The sequence below is a fragment of the Salinispora sp. CH2A1_6 genome, from assembly GCF_056820975.1.
In genome coordinates this window covers 103,918-125,439 of the sequence record NZ_JBXEDG010000016.1, presented here as the reverse complement: position 1 = coordinate 125,439, position 21,522 = coordinate 103,918, and the positions used below count along the sequence as shown (strand labels likewise).

Annotated in this window: 18 protein-coding genes and 1 pseudogene; 5 read left to right on the top strand and 14 right to left on the bottom strand. The window is 71.1% G+C overall.

The window, feature by feature from the left end:
- Window positions 1-35: 35 nt before the first annotated feature.
- The 6 genes from topA to AC1UKG_RS21420 all read right to left on the bottom strand — a co-directional run bounded on the left by topA (window position 36) and on the right by AC1UKG_RS21420 (window position 8,087).
- On the bottom strand, window positions 36-2,873 hold the full coding sequence (gene topA, locus AC1UKG_RS21445) for a type I DNA topoisomerase (RefSeq protein ID WP_482643128.1): 2,838 nt from the start codon (window positions 2,871-2,873) through the stop codon (window positions 36-38).
- A 294-nt stretch (window positions 2,874-3,167) separates the two neighbouring features.
- Entirely contained in the window at window positions 3,168-3,929 is a 762-nt protein-coding gene (locus tag AC1UKG_RS21440; RefSeq protein WP_018743855.1) for a hypothetical protein, read from the bottom strand.
- Window positions 3,920-4,456 carry a hypothetical protein gene (locus tag AC1UKG_RS21435; RefSeq protein ID WP_026271466.1) on the bottom strand — a complete coding sequence of 179 codons (537 nt, stop codon included), beginning with the start codon at window positions 4,454-4,456 and terminating at the stop codon, window positions 3,920-3,922. The genes AC1UKG_RS21440 and AC1UKG_RS21435 overlap by 10 nt, the downstream gene beginning before the upstream one ends.
- A gap of 120 nt (window positions 4,457-4,576) precedes the next feature.
- A complete protein-coding gene (locus tag AC1UKG_RS21430; protein WP_018743853.1) occupies window positions 4,577-6,928 on the bottom strand; it encodes a sodium-translocating pyrophosphatase in 2,352 nt (783 codons plus the stop codon).
- Between the two features lie 389 nt (window positions 6,929-7,317).
- Complete coding sequence (locus AC1UKG_RS21425; RefSeq protein ID WP_018743852.1) at window positions 7,318-7,752, bottom strand: ATP-binding protein; 435 nt, start codon at window positions 7,750-7,752, stop codon at window positions 7,318-7,320.
- Window positions 7,752-8,087, bottom strand: coding sequence for an STAS domain-containing protein (locus AC1UKG_RS21420; protein WP_018743851.1), 336 nt, complete (start codon window positions 8,085-8,087; stop codon window positions 7,752-7,754). Before AC1UKG_RS21420 ends, AC1UKG_RS21425 begins: the two co-directional genes overlap by 1 nt.
- A gap of 148 nt (window positions 8,088-8,235) precedes the next feature.
- Between AC1UKG_RS21420 and AC1UKG_RS21415 the strand changes: the two genes are divergently transcribed.
- Together AC1UKG_RS21415 and AC1UKG_RS21410 are read left to right on the top strand one after the other, a co-directional pair.
- Window positions 8,236-10,644 (top strand): DEAD/DEAH box helicase, encoded by a 2,409-nt coding sequence (locus AC1UKG_RS21415; protein WP_482643129.1) that lies wholly within the window; start codon window positions 8,236-8,238, stop codon window positions 10,642-10,644.
- A 121-nt stretch (window positions 10,645-10,765) separates the two neighbouring features.
- Window positions 10,766-11,345: pseudogene (locus AC1UKG_RS21410) on the top strand (LURP-one-related family protein).
- Window positions 11,346-11,468: 123 nt separating this feature from the next.
- Here AC1UKG_RS21410 and AC1UKG_RS21405 read toward each other — a convergent pair.
- From AC1UKG_RS21405 to ssd, 7 genes are read right to left on the bottom strand one after another with little or no spacing between them, the layout of a single operon-like run.
- The gene (locus tag AC1UKG_RS21405; protein WP_018743848.1) at window positions 11,469-11,858 is read right to left on the bottom strand and encodes an Rv3654c family TadE-like protein; all 390 of its coding nucleotides are present in this window, start codon (window positions 11,856-11,858) and stop codon (window positions 11,469-11,471) included.
- Between the two features lie 53 nt (window positions 11,859-11,911).
- Window positions 11,912-12,316, bottom strand: coding sequence for a TadE family type IV pilus minor pilin (locus tag AC1UKG_RS21400; RefSeq protein WP_018743847.1), 405 nt, complete (start codon window positions 12,314-12,316; stop codon window positions 11,912-11,914).
- Complete coding sequence (locus AC1UKG_RS21395) at window positions 12,313-12,486, bottom strand: DUF4244 domain-containing protein (RefSeq protein ID WP_018738504.1); 174 nt, start codon at window positions 12,484-12,486, stop codon at window positions 12,313-12,315. Before AC1UKG_RS21395 ends, AC1UKG_RS21400 begins: the two co-directional genes overlap by 4 nt.
- A 19-nt stretch (window positions 12,487-12,505) precedes the next feature.
- Window positions 12,506-13,267, bottom strand: a complete 762-nt coding sequence (locus AC1UKG_RS21390; protein WP_475890200.1) for a type II secretion system F family protein — start codon at window positions 13,265-13,267, stop codon at window positions 12,506-12,508.
- Complete coding sequence (locus AC1UKG_RS21385; protein WP_482643130.1) at window positions 13,264-14,259, bottom strand: hypothetical protein; 996 nt, start codon at window positions 14,257-14,259, stop codon at window positions 13,264-13,266. The genes AC1UKG_RS21390 and AC1UKG_RS21385 overlap by 4 nt, the downstream gene beginning before the upstream one ends.
- Window positions 14,256-15,461: a TadA family conjugal transfer-associated ATPase gene (locus tag AC1UKG_RS21380; RefSeq protein WP_482643131.1), complete on the bottom strand. Its 1,206-nt coding sequence runs from the start codon at window positions 15,459-15,461 to the stop codon at window positions 14,256-14,258. The genes AC1UKG_RS21385 and AC1UKG_RS21380 overlap by 4 nt, the downstream gene beginning before the upstream one ends.
- Entirely contained in the window at window positions 15,458-16,510 is a 1,053-nt protein-coding gene (gene ssd, locus AC1UKG_RS21375) for a septum site-determining protein Ssd (RefSeq protein ID WP_018814396.1), read from the bottom strand. Before ssd ends, AC1UKG_RS21380 begins: the two co-directional genes overlap by 4 nt.
- A gap of 289 nt (window positions 16,511-16,799) precedes the next feature.
- On the opposite strand from ssd, the gene AC1UKG_RS21370 reads away from it, so the two are divergent.
- Both AC1UKG_RS21370 and AC1UKG_RS21365 read left to right on the top strand, forming a co-directional pair.
- Window positions 16,800-16,994 (top strand): hypothetical protein, encoded by a 195-nt coding sequence (locus AC1UKG_RS21370; protein ID WP_026271469.1) that lies wholly within the window; start codon window positions 16,800-16,802, stop codon window positions 16,992-16,994.
- 631 nt (window positions 16,995-17,625) lie between these two features.
- Window positions 17,626-18,429, top strand: a complete 804-nt coding sequence (locus AC1UKG_RS21365) for an HAD-IB family hydrolase (protein ID WP_018731265.1) — start codon at window positions 17,626-17,628, stop codon at window positions 18,427-18,429.
- A gap of 73 nt (window positions 18,430-18,502) precedes the next feature.
- Here AC1UKG_RS21365 and AC1UKG_RS21360 read toward each other — a convergent pair whose 3' ends face one another.
- Window positions 18,503-19,252: a Fic family protein gene (locus AC1UKG_RS21360; RefSeq protein ID WP_482643132.1), complete on the bottom strand. Its 750-nt coding sequence runs from the start codon at window positions 19,250-19,252 to the stop codon at window positions 18,503-18,505.
- A 202-nt stretch (window positions 19,253-19,454) separates the two neighbouring features.
- On the opposite strand from AC1UKG_RS21360, the gene acs reads away from it, so the two are divergent.
- Complete coding sequence (gene acs, locus AC1UKG_RS21355; RefSeq protein WP_482643133.1) at window positions 19,455-21,440, top strand: acetate--CoA ligase; 1,986 nt, start codon at window positions 19,455-19,457, stop codon at window positions 21,438-21,440.
- The last annotated feature ends 82 nt before the right edge of the window (window positions 21,441-21,522 follow it).

Below are 21,522 nucleotides of genomic sequence, written 5' to 3'. Positions count from 1 at the left end.
GTCTCACCTCGGCTGACCGCGGGCCGGTGGACGCGTCACTCGGCCGCGCTGCCCGCCCGCTTCGGCTTCGCCGCCTTGGCCGCGGTGTTCTTCGCCGTCGCCGTCTTCTTCGCCGCCTTGGTCGCCGCCGCGGTCTTCTTCGTCGCCGCCGCCTTCTTCGTCGCCGTCGCCTTCTTGGCCGGCGTCGTCTTCTTGGCCGGCGCGGCCTTCTTGGCCGCCTTCTTCCGCGGTGCCGGGCCCTTCTCCCGCTTCTCGGCGAGCATCTCCGACGCCTGCTCCAGGCTCAGCGCCTCCGGCGTCTGACCCCGCCGCAGCGACGCGTTGGTCTCCCCGTCGGTCACGTACGGCCCGAACCGGCCATCCTTGATGACCAGCGGCTTCTCGGTCAACGGGTCGGCACCCAACTCCCGCAGCGGAGGTGCGGGAGCCCGACGCTGCCGGGTCTTCGGGGCGGCCAGCAGCGCCAGCGCCTCGTCCAGCGTGACCGTGAACATCTTCTCTTCGGACTCCAGCGACCGGAACTCCTCGCCCCGCTTCACGTACGGGCCGTAGCGGCCGTTGTTCGCGAAGACCTCGTTGCCCTCCGGATCGACACCGACCAGCCGCGGCAGGCTCAGCAGCCGCAGCGCCTCGTCGAGGGTGAGGCCGTCCGGCGACTGGGAGCGCAGCAGGGACGACTTGCGCTCCCCGCTGGCCACGTAGGGGCCGAACCGGCCCGACTTGAGCAGAATCGGCTCTCCGGTGGCCGGATCCTCCCCGAGCTTGCGCTCACCACCGCCACCGAGAAAGAGCTCGTGCACCTTCTCCGGAGTCAACTCATCCGGGGCCAGCCCCTCCGGAATCGGAGCCCGGTCGCCCTGACCGCCGCCCTCCTCACCCTCGACGGCGGCCGCCTCCCCGGGCAGTTCCCGCTGCAGGTACGGCCCGTAACGGCCCACCCGGACCACGACCGGCCGCCCCTGGTCGTCGCTGAAGAGCGGAATCGAGTTGACGCTCCGCGCGTCGATCTCACTCAGGTTCTCGGTGACCAGCTTCTTCAACCCACCGGAGCGGGCAATATCCTGGTCACCCGCGCCGTTGGTGGTGCCGAAGTAGAACGCGGTGAGGAAGTCCACCGCCGCGTGGTCGCCACCGGCGATCTCGTCCAGCTCGTTCTCCATGCTGGCGGTGAAGCCGTAGTCGATCAGGCGCGGGTAGTGCCGCTCCATCAGCCCGACCACGGCGAAGGCCAGGAACGACGGGATCATCGCCTGGCCACGCTTGACGACATACCCCCGGTCCTGGATGGTCTGCATGATCGAGGCATAGGTGGAGGGACGGCCGATGCCCAGCTCCTCCAGCGCCTTAACCAGGGACGCCTCGGTGTAACGGGCGGGCGGCTGGGTGTGGTGCCCCTGCGCGGCGAGCTGCTCACCGGTGAGCGGCTGGTCCTTCACCAGCGTCGGCAGGCGCCGCTCGGCATCCTCCGCCTCGGCGTTCTCGTCGTCGCTGGACTCCACGTAGGCGCGGAGGAAGCCCGGGTCGGTGATGGTCTTGCCGGTGGCGCCGAAGTCCGCTTCCTCACCGGCCGCCGTCACGGCACGGATCCGCACCGAGACGCTGGAGCCCACGGCATCGGTCATCTGGGAGGCGACGGTGCGCCGCCAGATCAGCTCGTAGAGCTTGTACTCCTCAACCGACAGCTCGTTGCGCAGCTCACCCGGGGTGCGGAAGGTGTCGCCCGCGGGACGGATCGCCTCATGCGCCTCCTGCGCATTCTTCACCTTGCCGGTGTAGCGACGCGGCTCCGGCGGAACGCAACGTTCCCCGTACAGCTCGACGATCTGCTGACGGGCCGCGGCGATGGCGGTCTCCGACAGGTTCACCGAGTCGGTACGCATATAGGTGATGTAGCCGTTCTCATAGAGCCGCTGCGCGGTGCGCATCGTCTGCTGCGAGGAGAAACGCAGCTTGCGGGCCGCCTCCTGCTGCAGCGTCGAGGTGATGAACGGCGCGTACGGGCGGCGACGGTATGGCTTCTCCTCGACCCGGGTGACCGTGAACGGCCGGTCCGCCAGCCGGGCGGCCAGACCTCGGGCCCCGCCCTCGTCCAGGTGCACCACCCCGGCACCGGGACGGACCCGCCCGGTGGTCGGCTCGAAGTCCTTGCCGGTGGCGATCCGGTCACCGTTGAGCGCGACCAGGGTGGCGTTGAAGGTGCGGGGACCACCACCGGGCTCTTCGGCGGCGAGCGTGGCGAGGATGTCCCAGTACTCGGCGCTGCGGAACGCCATCCGCTGCCGCTCCCGCTCGACCACGATGCGGGTCGCCACCGACTGCACCCGGCCCGCCGAGAGCTTCGGCATGACCTTCTTCCACAGCACCGGGGACACCTCGTAGCCGTACAACCGGTCGAGGATGCGACGGGCCTCCTGGGCATCAACCAGATCGCGGTCGATCTCGCGCGGATTCGCCACGGCAGCCCGGATCGCCGCTTTGGTGATCTCGTGGAAGACCATCCGCTTGACCGGAACCTTCGGCTTGAGGGTCTCCACCAGGTGCCAGGCGATCGCCTCGCCCTCCCGGTCCTCATCCGTAGCCAGGAGGATCTCGTCAACCTCCCGGGCCAGCTTGGTCAACTTACTGATCTGCTGCCGGCGGTCGGACGAGACGACGTAGAGGGCGTGGAAGCCGTTGTCGACATCGACGCCGAGCCGGGCCCACGCCTCGCCCTTGTACTTCGCCGGCACATCGGCGGCGTTTCGCGGCAGGTCTCGGACGTGCCCGAAACTGGCCTCCACGACGTACCCCGGGCCAAGGTAGCCCGAGATCGTCTTGGCCTTCGCCGGGGACTCGACGATGACCAGACGGGTGGTTCCAGCATTGCTCGGCACGTCTCTCTCCGACCTCACTCCCGCATCGCGACCGCTGTGGGGTCCGGTACGGGGCGCATTGACCCCGCCGGTGCCCAACAGCCCGGATGTCCAACGTAACGCGTCGTCCGGGATTCCGGTTTCGTGGGCGACAAACACCGGAGGGACCCGACCCGGCGTCACCGTACACTGCCCGTAGGCCTGACCACCGCTTCCCGTGACGAACGGGACCCAACGCACCCGGTCGGGGCGGTGTGCCGACCGAGGAGCTGCCACTCCGCCCACCCTGGGGTCGCGGCTGTCGAGCGCCGCCGCTCAACCGCGGTACGGCCAGGCCACCTGGGGCACGGTGGGGGGTGGGTCGCCGACCAGTTCGGCGAAACGGTTCAGCAGGTGACGCCCGGTGAACCGGTAGGCCAGGCCGGCCGGGCCCGGTTCCGGCGAAGCGGGCAACCCCACCGCGGCGAGCGCCGCCCCCACCCGCTGGTGGGCAGCGGTCCCGAGGCGAAGCAGGACAGCGGACTCCGCCATCGAACCGGCCGCGACGAACCACAGCCGCAGCCCTCGCCCATCCAGGTGGAAGGCGTCGGGGGGATGCTTCGCCGGGCCGCGCAGCCACGCCGCCACGAGCGGCTTCAGCACCCTCGTGTACGCCGTCCGCACGGTATGCCGTCCACCGCCCGCCGCCGCCCAGCTCGTGGGAACGTGTCGCGCCTGCAACTCGGCGGCCAGCACATGCACCCGCCAGGCATCGTCAACCACCACGGCCAGGCGGGCGGTGCCTCCCATCACGGACCCCTCGGCGGGTCCGGCGAGCAGGCCGGCCAGGTCACCGACGGCGGGTTCGGTGGCCTCGACGCCGAAGAAGGCCAGCTGACAACCCGCGTCGTGGCCTCGTTGCTGGCGGTCCGCCGAGTCAGCCCGGGCGGCGGCCGCACCCGGACGCACGGCCCGGGCGGCGGCAACACTCGGACGCACGGCCCGGCTGGCGCGGCCCCGGGTGGCGGGCGGGGCCAGCTCGGGCGCCGGGAAGAGCCCCGGCGCCGACTCCCCGTCCACCGGCCCGGTCAACGGCACTCGGGGACCTCGGCGAAGGCGCGGGTCAGCTCCTCCGAGTTCAGGTTACGGGCGTCCAACACGCCGGCCTCGTACTCCTGGTTCAGGATCTGGACCGCATCCCGCACCCCGTCGTAGAAGGCGGTGGACTCGCTCGTGCTGAGGCTGTCGATGGAGTCCCGGGCCTTGGCGTATGCGTCCCGCATCCGCGCCAGCGAGGCGCGGACCCGCGCGGACACCTCGGCGCCCTGCTCCGCGTCGGGAACACCGGCCTGCTCCACCCGGTGCCGCGCCATCTCGCTGGCCCGTGCCGCCCCGTCGAAGAGCCGCACCAGGTTCTCCTTGGCCTGAGCCGGACTGGTCTGGGCGGTCATCTGCTGGTCGGTGCTGCTGGTGAGCTTCCTGATCTCGGCTCGCCAGGGGGTCAGGGCGGAGCAGACCGACGTCGCCCACGCCCCGGGGCTCGGCCCACCACCGCATCCGGTGATCAGGACAACCGCAGCCAGCACTGCCGCCAGCCTTCCGGCTGTCGCCCGGCACACACGCATGCGTTGCAGCGTACGGTGTCGCGCCGCCCCGTACAGCGATCAGGTGCACCGGGTATCCGCACCACCGCCCTCCCGACGTGGGCCGGGAAGGCGGCGGGTGCGCGGTGCGGTGTGGACAGATCAGGACCGGACCGCCGCTGGACGTTGTTCCGGGCTGCCCGTGCCCGCGCCGGGATCATCCGACATCGATACCCCCTGGCGCTTGCTGAACAACACGGAGGCGACAATGATCAGGGTCGCGACCACGGCGATCGAGATCCGCAGTCCGGTGTTGCGGTCGTCGCCCACGCTCCAGGCCACCACGGCCGGCGCGATCAGCAGTGAGACCAGGTTCATCACCTTGATCAGCGGGTTGATCGCCGGGCCGGCGGTGTCCTTGAACGGGTCGCCGACGGTGTCGCCGATAACCGTCGCGGAGTGCGCCTCGGAGCCCTTGCCGCCGTACGCGCCGTCCTCGACCATCTTCTTGCTGTTGTCCCAGGCGCCGCCGGAGTTGGCCAGGAAGACGGCCATCAGGGTGCCCGCACCGATCGCCCCGGCCAGGTACGACGCGAGCGCGCCCGGCCCGAGCCCGAAGCCGACCGCGATCGGCGCCATGATCGCCAGCAGGCCGGGGGTCATCAGCTCCCGCTGCGCGTCCCGGGTGCAGATGTCGACGACCTTGCCGTACTCGGGGCGCTGGGTACGGTCCATGATCCCGGGCAGTTCCCGGAACTGCCGGCGAACCTCCATGACCACCGCCCCCGCCGAGCGGGACACGGCGTTGATGGCCAACCCGGAGAAGAGGAAGACCACCGCGGCACCGATGATCAGACCGACCAGGTTCCGCGGGTTCGCCACGTTCAGCGAGTTGAGGATCTCGCCGCCGACATCGGTGATGCCCGCGTCGGCGTAGGCGATGCGCAGCGTGTCGGTGTACGAGCCGAAGAGCGCGGTCGCGGCCAGTACCGCGGTGGCGATCGCGATGCCCTTGGTGATCGCCTTGGTGGTGTTGCCGACCGCGTCCAGCTCGGTCAGCGTGCGGGCACCGTCCGCATCGATGTCGCCGGACATCTCCGCCACGCCCTGGGCGTTGTCGGAGATCGGACCGAAGGTGTCCATCGCGACGATGACGCCGACCGTGGTGAGCAGGCCGGTACCGGCCAACGCGACCGCGAACAGCGACAGTGTGATGGAGCTGCCGCCGAGCAGGAAGGCGCCGAAGACGCCCGCCCCGATCAGCAGCGCCGAGTAGACCGCGGACTCCAGACCGACGCCGATGCCGGCGAGGATGACGGTCGCCGGGCCGGTCTGTGAGCTGCGGCCGATGTCCTGCACCGGGCGCCGGTCGGTCTCGGTGAAATAGCCGGTGAGCGCCTGGATCGCGGCGGCCAACACAATACCGATGACGACCGCGCCGATGGCCACCACGCGCGGGTTCTGGTCAACGTCGGCCAGTCCCTGGGTCAACTCGGCGAAGCTGGCCGGCAGGTACGTCCAGGCGGCGACGGCCACCAGTACCGCGGAGATGAGCGCGGAGGCGTAGAAGGCCCGGTTGATAGCGGTGAGACCGGAGCGGTCCGAGGTGCGCAGCCGGGTGATGAAGACGCCGATGATCGCGACGATCACACCGATGCCGGAGACGATCAGCGGGAAAACCAGCCCCTGCTCACCGAAGGCGGCCCGGCCGAGGATCAGCGCGGCGACCAGGGTCACCGCGTACGACTCGAACAGGTCGGCGGCCATGCCGGCGCAGTCGCCCACGTTGTCGCCCACGTTGTCGGCGATGGTGGCGGCGTTACGCGGGTCGTCCTCGGGGATCCCCTGCTCCACCTTGCCGACCAGGTCGGCGCCGACGTCGGCGGCCTTGGTGAAGATGCCGCCACCGACCCGCATGAACATGGCGAGCAGCGCGGCACCGAAGCCGAAGCCTTCCAGCACGGTCGGGGCGTCGCTCCGGTAGAAGAGGACGACCAACGCCGCGCCGAGGAGACCGAGGCCCACGGTGAGGAAGCCGACGACGCCACCGGTGCGGAACGCGATCTGCATGGCGGCCTCCCGGCCACCAACACGTTCCCGGGCCGCGGCGGCGACCCGCAGGTTGGCCCGGGTCGCCAGCCACATGCCGGCTCCCCCGATGAACGCGCTGAAGAGTGCGCCGATGACGAAGAAGGCCGATCGGCCGATCTTCACCGCGGTCTCGCTACCGTCGGTCTCGTGCACCGGCAGCAGGAAGAGCAGCAGCACGGCGACGACCACGAAGATCGCCAGGGTACGGAACTGCCGGAACAGGTACGCCGAGGCGCCCTCCTGCACCGCACCCGAGATTTCCTGCATATTGGTGGTGCCCCTGCCGGCGGCCAGCACGGTCCGCGTCAGCGCGGCGGCGAAAGCCAGCGCCACGGCCGCGATCACGGCGGCGAGAACCACGTACGTGACATTGCTCCCGGTGAGGGAGATCCCGCCGCCCTCGGCGGCCAAGGTGTCGGACATCTGTGTCCTCCTGTACCGAACGCTCGCGCCGACCGTGGAGACGCAGGGCCGGCGCCTGGATGCGGTGTCGCAAGCACGCGCCAACCCACCGAGCGGACCAGCGATGGAGCACCGTTCCCGCTGGCTGCGGAAGGGTTCACTTGCTGACAACCCGGGTACTGTAGCCCTCCGCAGTGTCAGAGGTCACACGTGGTGGTCATCGTGTCGGAATGATCTTTGTCGCTGTGCTATGAGGGAAATTCTGATATAGCGAAGCGCCGATCGAGATCAGAGACAGCCGGCCCGAGCCCAGGGCAGGGGCCGCCCCGACCGAAATCCGGTCTGCCCAGGTCGGACCGCGCAGGGGTCGGGTGGAAGGGCCTGGCAGGGGTCGGGTGGAGCCGGGGCGCTCAGCGGTCGAGCGGCCACACCATCTGCACCTCGGTGCCGACACCCCCATCCGCCGGACGCACCAGGAGATCGTCAACGAAGCCAGCGAGCAGCGCGAAGCCGACACCGGTGGTCAACGCGTCCTCGCTGAGCGACTCCCGGGCCAGTTCGTAGGGCGGCAACGCCGCAAGATCGGCGCCAGGCTCGATCGGCGCCCGGTCCACCACCCGGACGGCATATGTCCCGTAATCGGACATCTCCACCCGCACCGGGTCAGGCAGGTTGTGCTGCTGGTGCAGCGCCACCGCCCGGGTGCACGCCTCCCCGATCGCCAGTCGCACCTCGTCCAGCAGGCCCTGCCGGACCCCGGCGCGCCGCGCTACGGCGACACCAACCAGCCGCGCCGTGCGAACGTGCACCGGCGCGGGCGAGAAGGAGAGACGGACCACAGCCATCACGCGCCGGTCGCCGCGTCAACCGTCGAATACAGCGGGAAGACCTGGTCAAGCGCGGTGATGCGGAAGATCTTCAGCAGTGGCTCCCGGTCGCAGACCAGCGCGAAGGAGCCACCGGCGGTCCGCAGCCGTTTGAGGACACCCACCAACACGCCAAGCCCGGTGGAGTCGAGGAAGTCGACTCGGCCCAGGTCGACCACGACGTGCTCAACCCCGGCATCGACCAACTCGAACAGCCTTTCCCGGAGCTGTGGGGCGGTGTAGACATCCACCTCACCGCCGACCACGACCACCGCGAACCCCCCGACGGTGCGCGTCGCCAGCGACAGCTCCATCAGACCCTCCTCGCAAGAGCCGTAAACTCTCCACGGGCATTCAACCATCACCACCAGTAATACTGGTTACCACCAGCGCCCCGGCAGGCAGGCACTTCGCCCCTGACCAACGCTACCCATCCCCGAACATCCGTGCGAGTGTGCAGACGTGACCTCCGACAGCCCGGCACCCCGGCCGCGGCGCCCCGGCCGGCCGGGGGCACCCGCGGCTGCCCGAGCCGCAGCCCCCGGGCCGTCCCCGGCGAAGCTGCTGAGCCAGTTACGCGCCCGGCACGACGCCGACCCGGTAACCCACGTCGAACGGGTACCCGCCCGCGCCGGCGAGCCCGCGCCGTGGCCCAGCTGGGTCTCGGCAGACCTGCAGGCGGCGTTCACCCGGCAGGGCGTGACGACACCGTGGCAGCACCAGGCCGAAGCCGCCAACCTCGCCCACACCGGCAACCACGTCGTCGTCGCCACCGGCACCGCGTCCGGCAAATCCCTGGCCTACCAGCTACCGGCGCTGTCGACGCTGCTCACCGACCCCCGCGCCACCGTGCTCTACCTCGCTCCCACCAAGGCACTCGCCGTTGACCAGTTACGGGCCATCACCGCGCTGGAGCTGGAGGGAGTGCGCCCCGCCTGCTACGACGGAGACACCCCCCGCGCCGAACGGGAGTGGATCCGGCAGCACGCCCGGTTCGTGCTGACCAACCCCGACATGCTCCACCACGGCATCCTGCCCGGTCACGCCCAGTGGACGAGGTTCCTCCGCCGGCTCACGTACGTGGTGGTGGACGAGTGCCACAGCTACCGGGGCGTCTTCGGCTCGCAGGTCGCACACGTGCTGCGCCGGCTGCGCCGGCAGTGCACCCGCATCGGCCGTACGCCGGTATTCGTCCTGGCCTCCGCCACCTCGGGCGACCCGGCCGCGACAGCGGAACGACTCACCGGCCTGCCCGTGGCGGCGGTCACCGCAGACACCTCGCCCCGCGGCGGGGTGACCTTCGCGCTGTGGGAGCCGCCGACGCTGCCCACCCCGGCCACCTCCCCCAATGACACCGACCTCGCGCCGGTGCGCCGATCCGCGCTGCGAGAAACCGCCGACCTCCTCGCCGACGCGGTGGCCGCGGGGGTCCGCACGCTCGCCTTCGTCCGGTCCCGACGAGGGGCCGAGGCGGTGGCCTCCAACGCCCGACGGGCCCTCGACGAGGTGTTCTCCGGACTGGGCGACCAGGTGGCCGCCTACCGCGCCGGCTACCTACGGGAGGAGCGACGCGAGCTGGAACGGTCCCTCCTCAGCGGTGAACTGCGCGGACTGGCCTCGACCAACGCCCTCGAGCTCGGCGTCGACCTGGTCGGGCTGGACGCGGTGCTGATCTGCGGCTATCCCGGCACCCGCGCCTCGCTCTGGCAGCAGGCTGGGCGGGCCGGCCGCTCCGGCCAGGAGGCGCTGGCGGTGCTGGTGGCCCGGGACGACCCGCTCGACAGCTACCTCGTCCACCACCCCGAGGCCATCTTCGGGACCCCGGTTGAGGCGACCGTGCTCGACCCCACCAATCCGTACGTGCTCGGGCCACAGCTCGCCTGCGCTGCAGCCGAGGCGCCGCTCACCCCGGCCGACCTGGACCTGTTCGGGGAGGGCGCGAAAGAGGCGGTGGACGCCCTGGTCGAGGCCGGTGCGCTCCGGCAGCGCCCCACCGGGTGGTACTGGCGCCACCGAGAGCGCCCCCAGGTGGAGCTCCGTGGCGACGGCGGCGCACCGATCTGCGTGGTGGAGACCGCCACCGGACGACTCCTCGGCACGGTTGACGGTGGGTCATCGCACTTCCTGCTGCACCCCGGGGCGGTCTACCTGCACCAGGGCGTCTCGTACGTGGTCGACACCCTCGACCTCGCCGACGGGTGCGCACTGGTGCACCCCGAGGAGCCGGACTGGTCCACCCACGCCCGCGATGTCACCTCACTGTCGGTGGTGGCGGTCCGGTCGTACGTGGATGCCGGGCCGGTCGGGCTCTTCCTCGGCGAGGTCGACGTGACCAGCCAGGTCGTGTCCTACCAGCGACGCCGGATCGCCACCGGCGAGGTCATCGACACCCGACCCCTGGACCTACCGGCCCGGGAGCTGCGGACCGTGGCGGTGTGGTTCACGCTCTCGCCGGAATCCCTCACCGCGGGTGGAGTCGACCCGGCCGACGTGCCGGGCGCGCTGCACGCCGCCGAGCACGCCGCGATCGGGTTACTACCGCTGACCGCCACCTGCGACCGGTGGGACATCGGCGGGTTGTCCACCGCGACGCATCCCGACACCGGCGCGCCGACAGTCTTCGTCTACGACGGCCACTCCGGCGGGGCCGGCTTCGCCGAGCGCGCGTACGGGACGGCGGCGAGGTGGCTGCGGGCGACCCGGGACGTGGTTGCGGAGTGTGGCTGCGACTCCGGCTGCCCGTCCTGCGTCCAGTCCCCGAAGTGCGGTAACGGCAACAATCCGCTGTCCAAGGCGGACGCGGTCCGGGTCCTCGACATCGTACTGGCCAACCTGCCGTCCGGAGCGGTTCAGGCCAGCCGGGCTTCCTGAGCGGCAACGGGCCCGGCTCTCCGCGCACCAGCGGCGCGCGAAGCTCTCACCACTCGCCGCTTCGGCCACCGCCCTTCGACCACTCCACGCTTCGACGACTCCCCACCCGAAGGGAGATTGCATGCACCCCGACGCACTCCAGGCCCAGCAGCAGTTCCACATCCGCCAGCGAATCCGGATCATCGTCAAACCAGTACGAGGTCCATGCCGTCGCGCCGGACGGCTCGGAGGGGGAGCTACTGGCGTTCGCCCAGCAGAAACGGCTCGCGTTCAAGGAACAGGTAACCATCTACACCGACGACACAAAGCAGCAACCGTTACTCGGGTTCACGGCACCGCAGCGCCTTGACCTGGCAACTACCTACGACATCACGGATCATGCCGGAATCCCGATCGGCCTGTTCCGCAAGAACTTCGCCCAGTCGTTGCTGCGCTCCACATGGCAGCTGGAGCAACCCGGGTTGCCCCAGGTGACCGGGGAGGAACGCTCCCTGCCGGTCGCCCTGCTCCGCCACTTCGTTGAGGCGCTGTCCTGGCTGCCCTACCACTTCGATGTCGTCGCCAACGGCCAGCCTGCCTTCTCGGTCGTGAAGAAGTGGGGTCTCCGCGACCGGTATGCCGTGCAGATCCACAACCCACAGCTCGATCGTCGGCTGGTCATCGCCATGGCCATCGCCCTGGACGCGCTCCAGTCCCGCTGATCCGAGGCCACGGCTGCCGGAAGGCCAAGCTCAGCTTGCGGGGCCGTCGGCCCGGCCGCTTGGCACCTTCCCGGGCGCTCCCGCGGCCGCTGCGCCAGCCCAGCTGCCGGGTGCGCGTGCGTTTCAGCCACGCAGCGGGCCGGCGCGGGCCCGTCCGGTCGCGGCCCGGACCAGGCCCGGCAGCACGGTGGCGGGCACCTCCACGGTGACCAACAGATCCAACCCGTCGAGCCGGCAGGTGACGAGCCGGCCGCCATTCGCTGTCACGATTTCCCGGGCCGACTCGCAGGCGGTGGTGACGCCGAGTGCGGCGTCCGCCGCGCCGGCGAGCGCACCGAGGTCCGCCGCAACGCCTGCCTGCTGTCGGGCCACCCGAGCCGCCCCGACCGCCGCGCCCGCCACCCCGAGGACGACGAATGCGACGCCGACCGCGAGCAGCAGAACCGTGGCACCGCCGCGGTCGCCAGCGGCGGACCTCTGCCGCCTCCCCTCGCCTGTCGCCCACGGTCCCAACCGAGCCCCCTCGTCCCGGCCAGCGGCAGGACGAGCCCGACTCCCACCGCCGTTCACCCGCCCGCTCCGGCGCTACCGACGACAGCTTCGACCGGCGGGAAAGGCCCCGGGCCGGGTTCGAGCACGGCCACGGCCGTCGCCGTGACCATCAGCCGGGGCATTCGCGTCCCAAGAGCCCGGACCGGGGCGCGGACAGTGACGCGTACCCGCTGCCCGTCTCTGTCGATCGACACCTTCGCGCCCGGTGGGGCTACCACGCGGACCACGGCCCACCCATCTGCACCCCGGGATGTCGCGATCGCCGCCTCCCGGGCCGCGTGCAGACAGGCCCCCTTGGTGCCCACCGCGTCAACCGCCGTCAGACCAACGAAGAGGAGCAAGAGCAGCGCCGGCAGGCCGGCCGCCAGTTCGGCGGTGAAGGAGCCCCGATCTCGGCCGGCCCACCGGCACCGCCTCACTGAAGTGCCCGGTCGATGACGGCGGTCAGCGCAGTCTGCACGCTGTCAGAGGTGAGCACCTTGAGCAGGAGACCGGCGAAGGCGACTGCGGCGAGCGTGCCGACGGCGTACTCGGCGGTGTTCATCCCGGCGTCACCTCGCAGCCGGGCGGTGATTCTGCGCATGTCCATGATCCTTTCTCGAGGTTGGTCAGAGCACGTCACCGAGAACGGCGACGATCACCGGCACCAGGCCGGCGAGAATGAAGGCCGGCAGAAAGCAGAGCCCCAACGGCAGCACGATCAGAACCCCGGACCGACGGGCCGTCGCCTCCGCCGCCGTGGTCCGATCAGCTCGCAGATCATCGGCGAGACGGGCCAGGGCACCCGCCAGGGAAGCGCCGCTGGTTGCCGAACGGAGCGCAGCACCGACCAGACGCTCGGCGGCGGGCACCGCCGCAAACGTTGACCAGGCCTCCACCGGCTCCGCTCCGAGGTGGAGGAGACGCCCGACCCGGGCGAGCCGCTCCGCGAGGGGCCCGTCGAGCGCCTCCGCCACCGCCAGTACCGAACGGTCAACCGGGGCGCCGGCGCGCATCGCCGACGCGAGCAGGTCAGCAGCGAGCGGCAGGGCTGCGTTCTCCCGTCGGCGCCGTTCCCGGACGGCCGGTGACTCGACCCGATGCAGCAGGCGGTCGAGCAGCACCGCCACGGGCAGGGCGCCGAGCAGGCCGGGCACTCCGCCGGCCAGCACAGCGAGCGCCACGGCAGCGAGCCCTGCGACGAGCCGAATCGCGTCCCGCCGGTGCCGGGACTCCGCTGGGGTCACACCCGCCGGTCCGATCGGCGGCGGGCCGGGCGGGTGCCGGTCGAGGTCGCGCAGCCGACGGATCGGACGACGCCTCCTCCATCGGCCCCGGCACGGCTGGGCTGACACGGACCAACGCTTGGCAGTCAGCACCGGCGGGGTCATCCGATCTCCCCGCCGCGGATTGTGGTGAGCCGCTCTGTCCAGAGCAACCCAGCGATCTGGAGCATGACAGCGAGGACCGCACAGCTACCGCCGACCGCCGAGTGCAGTAGCACTGCGACCGGGTCGACACCGATGCCGTAGCCCAGACCAATGCCACCGAGCGGAAGCGCCGCGAGCAGCCAGGCGGTCGCCCGCGCCCCGGCCGCCTGCGCCGCCGCCGTGGCCCGCCCCCGGTCAGCGGCGCGGGCGTCCACGTCGATTCGTTCCAGCAAGTCGGCGAGGGGCGCACCGGTGCGATCAGCGAGCCGGACAGCCGCCCGGATCAGGGTGCCACCCGAACTTCCGGCCGCCGACAACGCCGTGGACTGGCCCACCGGCAGACCGGCTCGCAGATCAGCGGCGAGATCACAGAGTTGTTCGAGGTGACGGCGGCGGAGCTGGTGAGCCTGTCGGGCCGCCCGTCGCCGCAGCAGCGCGCGGACTCCCAGTGTGCCGTACGCACCGGCTACGACAGCGGCGACCGGGCCGCCCAGCAGGGCACCCATGGCGGCGGCCAGGACTGCCGAGAGCAGCAGAGTGCGCCGGGGCGCTGCCGCCAGAGAGCGGTACCGGGTGGAGATCGGCGGTGCACCCGCCACCCGCGTGACGGAGATCGAACCATCCCGGCGGCTACCGGAGATCGGGGGAGCCACCCCACTCGGGCGCCTCGAGTCACGCCGGGGCGGCGGCCCTGCCGAGCGGTCCTGCCCGCGCCGCTGGGGCTGCGCCAGCGACGGCATCGACCATGCCACGTCCCGCTCCGCCCGGAGCCCTCGTCTAGGCGACGGGGTGCTGTGCCGCAGGCTGGCAACCCAGGTCACGAGTGGGTCGTCAGCGACACCCGAGCCAGCGGGGGTCTGGACCCGTTGACGGACGAGCCAGGCCACCGACCCCGCCGCGACGACCATCAGGGGGACCAAGAGCAGCGAGAGCAGGAGCTGAGCCGAGGTCATCTGACACCTGCCGGACCGGGCCAGGGCCCCCGAAGGATCGGTGGCACCGCCACCTCCCGCTCATCCAGCAACTCGGCCAGGGTCCGGGCTGCCGGGCCGGGGCCGCCGTCCCGGCCCCACACCGGAACCGCTCTGACCAGCCGATCCGGGCCTTCCGGCAGGAGCAGGCAGATGGAATCCAGCGCCCGTCCCCGATCCGCACGGCGGACATGCAGCACCACCTGGAGTGCCGCCGCCACCTGCGCGTGCAGTGCGGGCCGGGGTAATCCACCGAGGAGACCGAGTGCCTCGAGCCGAGCCGGCACATCTGAGGGGGTGTTGGCGTGCAGCGTCCCTGCACCACCCTCGTGACCGGTATTCATCGCCACCAGCAGGTCCACCACCTCCCGGCCCCGGCACTCGCCGACGACGAGGCGGTCTGGTCGCATCCGCAGCGCCTGCCGGACCAGGTCGGTCAGGCCCACCGCACCGGCGCCCTCCACATTGGCAGTCCGTGCCTGCAACCCGACGACATGTGGATGCGCGGGGTACAGCTCAGCCGCGTCCTCCACCAAGACGATTCGTTCCGTGCCGGGAACCAGGCCAAGTAGCGTGTTGAGCAGTGTGGTCTTACCGGAACCGGTGCCGCCGACCACGAGGTACGCGAGCCGGGCTGCCACCACCGCGGCCAGCACCGGGGCGACCGCCCGTGGCACGCCCCCCTGACCGGCCATCTCGTTGAGCGTGAACGGTCGCTGCCGGAATGTCCGCAGAGAAAGGTATGGCCCGTCAGTGGCCACCGGTGGCAGGACCGCATGTAGCCGGGTGCCGTCGGCGAGCCGTGCGTCAACGTACGGTGAGCCGTCGTCCAGTCGCCTGCCCGCACTGGCAGCGAGTCGCTGCGCAAGCCGGCGGACGTCCTCCACCGAGCCCACCGGCACCGCGACTTCTTTCAGGCCCTCCCCTCGATCGACCCAGACGTGCACGTTGTTGACGAGAACATCGGTGACCCTTGGATCGGCCAAGAGCGGGGCCAGCGGACCGGCGCCCACCAGGTCGTCGCGCACCCGGTCGGCGAGGCGAAGCAGCGTGGTGTCGCCGAGCACCGCGGCGGCCGGCTCGGCACGTACGGCGGAGACGATCGCTGCCGGGGTGACCGGTGCCGACGAGGACGCGATTCGCTGTCGGACTCGTGCGGCGAGGCCGTCGTCTGCCGTGGTCATGCCGCACCCGGCGCCGCGCCGGTCAGTTCGTTGATGAGTCGTTGACACAGGGCGGCCAGTGGGCCCCGCCCATCTGCCGCCGGCGCTTCGCCCCGTTCCAGGCCGCGGCCGAGTGCCGGCTCCAGACGCACCGTGCCCGCCAGCGGCAGCCCGAGGGTCCGCGCGAGCTCGGTGGCCTTGAGCCGGCCGGGAGCGGGACCACGGACGATCAGGGAAAGGTCGGCGCAGTGTGGTGCGGCAGCGCTGACCACCCGAGCGGCAGCAGCGGTTGCGCGGAGTTCTGCGGGTACCACGACGAAGGCCCGGTCGACCGACTGTAGGGCGGTCACCGCCGCGCCATCCAGGTGACGGGGCAGGTCAACCACGACCACGTCGCGAGCCCGCCGGGCAGCGTCGAGGGTCGCCGCCATCGCCACGGCCGGCAACGACTGAAGATCACCTCGATCCCACGAGAGAACCACCAGGTCGCCCCGGCTGGGTAGGGCCTGCACCAGCGACGAGGCGTCCACCCGGCCGTCGGCGTCAGTCAGCGCGGGCCAGCGCAACCCGCCCAGTTGTTCCCAGCCCAGCACCAGATCCAGCCCGCCCCCGAGCGGGTCGGCGTCAACCAGCAGCGTCCGCAACCGGGAGCGGGCCGCGGTGACAGCGAGCCCGCCGGCGAGGACACTGGCACCGGCACCGCCCCGTCCCCCGAGGACGGCGACGACGTGGGCCGCTACCGGGTCAGCCTGCTCCGGGCCGCACTCGACGAACCGGTCGACCAGCCAGGGCTCGGCGGCGGGCAGGACGGCCACGAACTCGGCACCCATCAGATCGGCCACATCGCGGCCAGGGTCGAGGTGTCCAGCGTGTCCGACCAGCACCAACCGCCGCCGGTGCGGCAGCCGCGCCCGTAGGCACGGCTGCGCCTGGTCGCTGCCGACCAGCACCAAGGGCGCGGGGGCCCAGCGGGATCGGGCGGCCACCGGGTCCGGTGCGAGGTCAACCTCAACGCCACCGGCCGCGGCGAGCCGCAGTAGGTCGTCCAGGAGCGCGTCGTCGGAGGTCACGAGGAGAGGCAGGCGGCGCGGGGGTGGTACGGCGGGGCGAGGTGGCATCACGGCCTCCAGCAGTCGGCTCGGGCTTCGCTGGTCTGGAAGCCTGCGTGGCCCCACCGACCCGAGGGCGGCCCCGGCTGCCGATCTGTGGACGAAGTCGGCACCTGTGGACAGAGTCCGTCGGTATAGTTGATCTGTTACGTCCGCGAGGCCTCAGCGGGCGGCCGCCCCACGGTCGTTGCCGGTGCCGACGGCCCTGTTCGGGACGGTGCCGGCTCCGAGGCTCCGATATGGTCCGTGGGTGAGCCCTGCTTCGAAACGTGCTGCCACCGTCCGCAGCCTCGCTACCGTGGCCCTGGTCGCCGGCTTCCTCGTCTCGGCAATCACGCTGGCGAGCGACCACGGGGCGACGGATCCGCACATTCTGGCTAGCTTGCTCGTCGCCACCGGGATCGGGCTGCGGATCGAAGCCGCTATCAGCGAACCTCGGGCGTAGCCACCCGAGCCCTCGGAGCCTGCCCGCCCACGCCGCCGTCAACAGATCTCTCGGCTGCTCTCGCCCGGACGTCGTAGCCTCCGCTGGCGCCCCTCGCCGATATTGACAACCCCACGCTCCACTGCCAAAAAGCTGGCCGAAGCGAAACGCCGCGGTGTCGCTTGCGGGGTATGCGGGTTCGACTGGCTGACCATCGAGGAGTTGGAGTCACTCGTGACAAGGTCGTCGGCCTGACCTCCGCCGCCCCAGCCGGCGACCGGTCACGGTGGGGTGGCACCACGTCAGGCATTCATCGCTCCCGCAAAGAGACGACCCCCGTCGGGGGGAAGACGGGGGTCGTCGGGGTTCGGCTCCGGGGGGGTCGAGCCGAACCACTCAGCGGTCACGGGGGGTGCAACCGCCGAGGGGTCTGTCGGTTGTCCGCAGAATGAAACGCCTGTTGTGTCGACAGTCTGCCTGAGTGAGCCTGGCTACGTCGAGTGGTGTAGCCTCCACTCCCCGCTGAATTCTTCCCAGAGAGTGTGATCGCGGTCACGCGGAGCATGCCTACCGTCAATCACGTCGCACATCCGAGGGGTTGATGGACCCGGGCCCCCGCAGACGATAGACCATCGGGCTAGACTTGCGCGCCGTGGGCCGAAGCGCCGCTTTTTTCGATCTGGATAAGACCGTCATCGCCAAGTCAAGTGCGCTGGCGTTCGGTCGGCCGTTCTACCGGGACGGCCTGATAACCCGACGTGACGTTGTCAAGTCGGCGTACGCGCAGCTGATGTTCCGGCTGGGCGGCTCCGACGAGCAGACCATGGCCCGGACCCGGGACTACCTCGCCGCACTCTGTAAGGGCTGGCAGGTGGAGCAGGTCCGGCAGATCGTGGCGGAGACCCTCCACGAGCTGATCAACCCCTACGTGTACGCCGAAGCCGCCACCCTCATCGAGGAGCACCAGGCCGCCGGCCGGGACGTCGTGCTGGTCTCGGCCTCGGGCGAAGAGATGGTCCGGCCGATCGGGGCGCTACTCGGGGTGACCGATGTGATCGCCACCCGGATGGCCGTCGTGGACGGCCACTACAGCGGGGAGATCGAGTTCTACGCGGCCGGCCCGGCCAAGGTGGACGCGGTGGGCGAGCTGGCGCTCGAGCGGGGCTACGACCTCACCGACTCGTACGCCTACTCGGACTCGTACACGGACCGGCCGTTGCTGGAGTGCGTCGGTCGCCCGACCGCGGTCAACCCCGACCGCCAGCTACGCAAACTCGCCGCGGAGAACTCCTGGCCGGTGTTGGAGTTCCGGCACCCGATCCCACTGGGGCGGCGGTTGCGGGATCGCCCCGCAGTGCCGGTCGCCGCCGCCGCGCTCGGTGTCGGGGTTGGCGTGGCGATCGGCATCGCCTGGTACGGCCGACACCGTCGGACCCGGTCCGCCCCGGCGACCTGAGGTCACAGTCGGCCTGCGGTGGCGGGTCGGCCTGCGGTGGCGGGTCGGGCTCGAACAAGTCGGGCGAGGAGGGTTACGGGGCCGCGGCGAGCACCTCATCGCCGATCCCGGTCAGCTGGTCGGCGCCCAGCTCGGCGGCGCTCAGATAATGCCGCAGCCACGAGCGAAGCCCGTCCGGGGTTCCGGTGGCGAAGGCCCCGGCCGAGCCCACATACTCCGGCTCCCGTTCCCGATGGCCGACGTCCACGGCGAGCAGGCCCCGCGGGTCAACCCCCCGGGACATCAGCACCAGCCGGGCGGCCCCACGGGCGACCACGCCGGATGGGCCCGCGAAGGGCCGCAGGTTCAACAGCTCGCCGTGGACTACCGCGGCGAGCACCAGTGGCGGCGCCTCGCTCCCCCCGGCCACCAGGGCGGCCAACCCGTCCAGCCGGGCCGCCACAACCGCATCGGGCACCGGGCGTCCCAGCTCCGTCTCCGGCACCAGCTCCCGCGCGGCGAGCACGTGCAGTTTCGCGAGCGCCTGCCGGGGCGCCCTCGGCCAGAGGTCGGTCAGTCCGGGTAGTGCACCGGCGACCCGCAGTGCGCCCTGCAGCACCGGCTCGGTGACGGTGCCGGCACGGACCTCCTCGCGATCGTGGGCGTACCCCTCGAGGGCGGCGCTGGCCACCGCGCAGCGGAGGCTGACCTCCGCGGCCACCTGACCGCCGTGCCGGCGCAGGGCGCGGTGCTGCAGCGCCTGGTCGAAGCGCTCGCGGGTCCGCTCCACGGCAGCGGCGACATCGGCGAGGGCGAGCAGCGGAGCGAGTGGGTCATCGGTCACCCCACCACGCTATCGGGACCACAGGTACCGCCCGCCGGTGCCGTGCCGTCCGCCGGGCCACGCCGTCCACCGGGCCACGCCGTCCGGCGCGGGGGAGGCTCCATTCGGCGCGATCCGTTACCCTCGGCAGTCGCCTGCGTCCGCCGGGCGGGCTAACCTCTGCACCGAGACGCAGGTCACCCCGAGCGACGAGGGAGCAGGCATGAGCGAGGCGTTGGCCAACCTGTTGAACGAGACGCGCCAGTTCCCACCGCCGGCCGAGCTCGCCGCGAGCGCCAACGTCACCAGCGAGGCGTACGCCACAGCGGACACCGACCGGCTGGCCTTCTGGGAGCAGCAGGCCCAGCGCCTGACCTGGACGACACCGTGGGACCGGGTACTTGACTGGTCGGAGCCGCCGTTCGCCAAGTGGTTCGTCGGTGGTCAGCTCAACGTGGCGTACAACTGCCTGGACCGGCACGTCGAGGCCGGCCGGGGGGACCGGGTCGCGATCCACTGGGAGGGCGAGCCGGGTGACACCCGGACGATCACCTACGCGGAGCTACTGAAGCTGACCTGCCAGGCGGCGAACGTGCTGACCGAGCTCGGGGTGACCGCCGGCGACCGGGTGGCGATCTACCTGCCGATGGTGCCCGAGGCCGTGGTGGCGATGCTGGCCTGCGCCCGGATCGGCGCCACCCACAGCGTGGTCTTCGGCGGTTTCTCCGCCGACGCGTTGACAAATCGGATTCAGGACGCCGCGGCGAAGGTGGTGGTCACCGCCGACGGCGGCTACCGGCGGGGCCGGCCCTCCGCGCTAAAACCGACCGTTGACGAGGCGGTGTCGAACTGCCCGTCGGTGGAGCACGTACTGGTGGTCCGCCGCACCGGCGAAGAATGCGCCTGGTCGGCGAAGGACCGCTGGTGGCACGAGACGGTCGGGCGGGCGTCGGTCGAGCACGAGGCCACCGCCTTCGACGCCGAGCATCCCCTGTTCATCCTGTACACCAGCGGCACCACCGCCCGTCCGAAGGGGATTCTGCACACCACCGGCGGCTATCTGACCCAGGCCTCGTACACGATGCACGGGGTCTTCGACCTCAAACCGGAGAGCGACGTCTACTGGTGCACCGCCGACGTCGGCTGGGTCACCGGCCACTCATACATCGTGTACGGCCCGCTCTCCAACGGTGCCACCCAGGTCATGTACGAGGGCACTCCGGACACCCCGCACCGGGGCCGGTTCTGGGAGCTGGTCGACAAGTACCGGGTGACGATCCTTTACACCGCCCCGACTCTCATTCGCACGATGATGAAGTGGGGTGAGGAGATCCCCGCCGGATTCGAGTTGTCCTCCCTGCGCCTCCTGGGCAGCGTCGGCGAGCCGATCAACCCCGAGGCCTGGATCTGGTACCGGCAGCACGTCGGCAGGGGCCAGCTACCGATTGTGGATACCTGGTGGCAGACCGAGACCGGCGCCATCATGATCTCCCCACTACCCGGAGTGACCCACGCCAAGCCGGGGTCGGCGATGACCCCGCTACCGGGGATCAACGGCGACGTGGTGGACGACCAGGGTCAGCCGGTCCCCGACGGCGGCGGTGGCTACCTGGTGCTTCGGGAGCCGTGGCCGTCGATGCTGCGGACCATCTGGGGCGACGACAACCGGTTCGTGGAGACGTACTGGTCGCGCTTCGGCGCCGGTGCGGGTGTCGGCGACGACTGGGTCTACTTCGCCGGGGACGGCGCCAAGAAGGACGATGACGGCCACATCTGGCTGCTCGGCCGGGTGGACGACGTGATGCTGGTCTCCGGGCACAACATCTCCACCACCGAGGTGGAGTCGGCCCTGGTGTCGCACCCGGCGGTGGCCGAGGCGGCGGTGGTCGGCGCGACGGATCCGACCACGGGGCAGGCGATCGTCGCCTTCGCCATCCCCCGAGGCAGCGCCGAAACCGAGGGGACGGCGGGCGCTCAGCTCATCGCGGACCTGCGTAACCATGTCGCGCGCACGTTGGGGCCGATCGCGAAGCCACGGCAGATCATGCTCGTGCCGGAGCTTCCGAAGACCCGCTCCGGCAAAATCATGCGACGGTTGCTGCGGGATGTGGCGGAGAACCGGTCCCTGGGCGACGTGACCACGTTGCAGGACTCCTCGGTAATGGAGCTCATCGCCACCGGCATGGGCGCCGGTAAGGGCGAGGACTGAGCCGGACCGCACCGGCGGTGCCGGCCGGTTGCGCGGGGGGCTCAGCTGGCCGGCAGGTGTATGACGTTGGAACGCGTTACCA